The organism is Micromonospora sp. NPDC049171 (genome assembly GCF_040648275.1).
In the GTDB taxonomy this organism is placed as follows: Bacteria; Actinomycetota; Actinomycetes; order Mycobacteriales; family Micromonosporaceae; genus Micromonospora.
The window spans coordinates 1-3,375 of the sequence record NZ_JBEZDJ010000064.1 but is presented as its reverse complement, the minus strand read 5'-3'; the positions used below and the strand labels follow the sequence as shown (position 1 = coordinate 3,375).

1 protein-coding gene is annotated in these 3,375 nt (G+C 73.4%); it reads right to left on the bottom strand.

The window, feature by feature from the left end:
* The coding region (locus AB0B14_RS36680; protein ID WP_357526755.1) for a type I polyketide synthase at positions 1-3,321 on the bottom strand (3,321 nt) is incomplete at its 3' end.
* Positions 3,322-3,375: the final 54 nt, after the last annotated feature.

Below are 3,375 nucleotides of genomic sequence, written 5' to 3'. Positions count from 1 at the left end.
CGCCACCAACGACGACGAACACGCCGTATCCACCGTCACCGCAGGACCCTCAAAACCAAACGTGTACGCCACCCGCCCCGAAGCGACACTGCCGGCGCTGCCGTTTCCCAGATAGCCCTCGAAGCCTTCCGGCACGGACGGGAAACGGCTCGCGTAATCGTGGTACATGACTCCGGCGAACACACCGGTACGGCTGCCCCGCAGCGACGTCGGATCGATGCCGGCCCGCTCGACCGCCTCCCAGGACGTCTCCAGCAGCAGCCGCTGCTGCGGGTCCATCGCGAGTGCCTCGCGGGGCGACAGACCGAAGAAGGCGGGATCGAATTCGGCGGCCTCGTGCAGGAAACCGCCTTCCCTGGCGTAGCTGGTACCGGCGTGGTCCGGGTCCGGGTCGTAGAGGCCGTCGAGATCCCATCCCCGGTCCACGGGGAACCCGGAGACCGCGTCGCCCGCGCTGGCCACCAGATCCCACAGGTCCTGCGGGTCGCCGACCCCACCCGGATACCGGCAGGCCATGCCGACGATCGCGATCGGTTCGTCCACCCGCTGCGTCACCGGCGCCACCGCTTCGGTGGCGGTCACCCCACTGAACTCGGCGGCGAGATGGGCGACCAGCTCCGCCGGGGTCGGGTAGTCGAACAGCAGGGTGGTCCGCAGGGGCAGCCCGGTGGCTGTCTTCAGGCGGTTGCGCAGCTCCACGGCCATCAGGGAGTCGAATCCGAGCGCCCGGAAGGCCTGGTCGGCGGCGACAGCGTCGGGTGCGTCGAGACCGAGCACCGAGGCGGCGTGCGTGCGGACGAGGTCGAACAGGATCCGTTCGCGTTCGGCAGGTGTCGCGGTGGCCATCTCGCGCTGCAGGCCGGACGACGTGCCGGGGCGCCCCGGGCCGCGCCGCGCCGTCCGACGGGCGGCCGGCCTGCGCAGCAGGACGGGCAGGGTCGCGCCGGGCTCGCGCAGGGGGCCGGTCTGCCAGTGGACCGCCGCGAGCACCGGCTCGTCGGCGTCCAGGGCCGCGTCGAACAGGGCCAGCCCGGCGTCGTCGGTGAGCGCGGCCATGCCCGAGCGCGCCAGGCGTACGGTGCCCGCGTGGTCGAGTGAACCCGCCATGCCGTGCTCCTGGCTCCACGGGCCCCAGGCGAGCGAGACGGCGGGCAGTCCCTCCGTGTGCCGGTGGTGGGCCAGGGCGTCCAGGAACGTGTTCGCCGCCGCGTAGTTGCCCTGCCCGGGGTTGCCGACCAGCCCGGCGATCGACGAGAACAAGACGAAGAAACGCAGGTCGAGGTCGCGGGTCAACTCGTGAAGGTGCCAGGCGGCGTCGGCCTTGGGCCGCAGGACGGCCGAGACCCGCTCAGGGGTCAACGACTCGACCGTGCCGTCGTCCAGCACACCCGCGACATGGACGACTCCCGTCAGGGGTGCCGGGACGGCCGCGAGCATTCGCGCCACGGCGGAACGGTCGGCCACGTCGCACGCCACGACGTCGACCGCGGCTCCCATCGCGGTGAGTTCCGCCTCCACCTCGGCCATGCCCGCCGCGGCCCGACCTCTCCGACCCGCCAGCAGCAGACGCCGTACTCCGTGCTCGGCGACCAGGTGTCTGGCCAGCAGCCGGCCCAGTGCGCCCGTGGCTCCGGTGATCAGAACGGTGCCGTCGGAGGCTCCTCCTCGGATGCCGACTCCGGGGGCCACCCGCACCAACCGCGGGACCGAGATCCGCCCGTCCCGCACCGCGAGTTGGAGCTCGTCCGCCAGGTCGGCGACGGCCGCCAGAGCGCGTACCGATTCGGGCCTGTCGTCCACGTCGGCGAGGACGAACCGTCCCGGATGCTCGGCCTGCGCGGAACGCACGAGTCCCCATACCGCGGCCTGGGCGGGATCGGGGGTCTCGCCCGGCAGGGCGACACCGCCCGTGGTCGTCACCAGCAGGCGGGTACCGGCCATCCGGTCGTCGGCCACCCAGGCCTGGACCACCTCCAGGACCTCACCCACGGTCTCGTGAGCCGCGGTCACGGGGTCTCCCGTGCGGACCCGGCACGGCAGCAGGACGACGTCAGGGGTCGACGCCGCCAGCTCTTCGAGACCTTCGGTGAGCGTCTGGCCGTCCACGTCGAGCACGGGCCACCCGGCCTCCCCGGGTGGCGAGGCGACGGGGATCTCGGACCACTCGACCCGCTGCAGGGACTCCCCGTCCGGGACCGGCGGTGGGATCCGCCCCTCCTCCAGCGGACGCAGGGCGAGCGTTCCGATCGAGACGACCGCGCGGCCCTCGTCGTCGAAGACCTGGAGGGAGTGGGCGTCCGTGCCGGCGGGGACCAGGTGCGCGCGCAACACGGAGGCGCCGGACGCGTGCACCCGGGCCTCGCTCCAGGCGAAGGGCACCGTGGCCCGCTCCGCCGCGCCGGGAGCGCCGAACGCGACGGCGTGCAGCACCGCGTCGAGCAGGGCGGGGTGTACGGCGTAGGAGGAGGACTCCTCGTCCTCGGGCAACCGTGCCTCGGCGAAGACCTCGTCACCTCGCCGCCAGAGCGCTCGCAGGCCCTGGAACACCGGGCCGTAGTCGAACCCGATCCCCGCCAGCCGGTCGTAGAGGTCGTCGACGTCGACCGCTGTCGCGCCGGCCGGCGGCCATGCGGGCGGCACCTCGGGGACCGGGGCACCGCCGGGCGCGAGCACGCCCGAGGCGTGTCGGGTCCACTCCGTGCCGTCGGCAGCGTCCTCGGCCCGGGCGTACACGGTCAGCGCGCGTCGTCCGGCGCTGTCGGCGGCGGCGACGGCGACCTGGACGACCACTGCCTCGTCGGCGGGCAGGACGAGCGGGGCCTCGATGCTGAGGTCCTCCACCCGATCGCACCCGGCCCGGCTCGCGGCCTGCAGCGCGAGTTCCAGGAATGCCGTGCCCGGAAGCACCGCCGCCGCCAGCACCCGGTGGTCGGCCAGCCATGGCTGGGCGTGCAGGGAGAGCCGGCCGGTGAGCAGGAGGCCGTCGGCCTCGGCGAGTTCGGCGGTGGCGCCGAGCAGAGGGTGCCCCGCGGGCCGCAGACCCATGGCCGAAGCCCCGGACGAGGATCCGGTCGGGTCCAGCCAGTAGCGGCGGCGCTGGAACGGGTAGGTCGGCAGCTCGACCGTCCGGGCGCCGAACTGCTGGTAGTAGGAGGCCCAGTCGACGGGTACGCCGTGGACGGCCAGCCGACCCAGCGCCTCGGCCACTGTGCGGTTCTCGGAGGATCGGGATCGCAGCAGCGGCACGACCTCGGTCGTGGCGATCTCCTGCACCAGTGCGGAGAGCACACCATCCGGCCCCAACTCCACGAACGCCGTCACCCCAGCGCCCAACAAAGCCCCGACCCCATCAGAAAAACGAACCGTCTCCCGCAC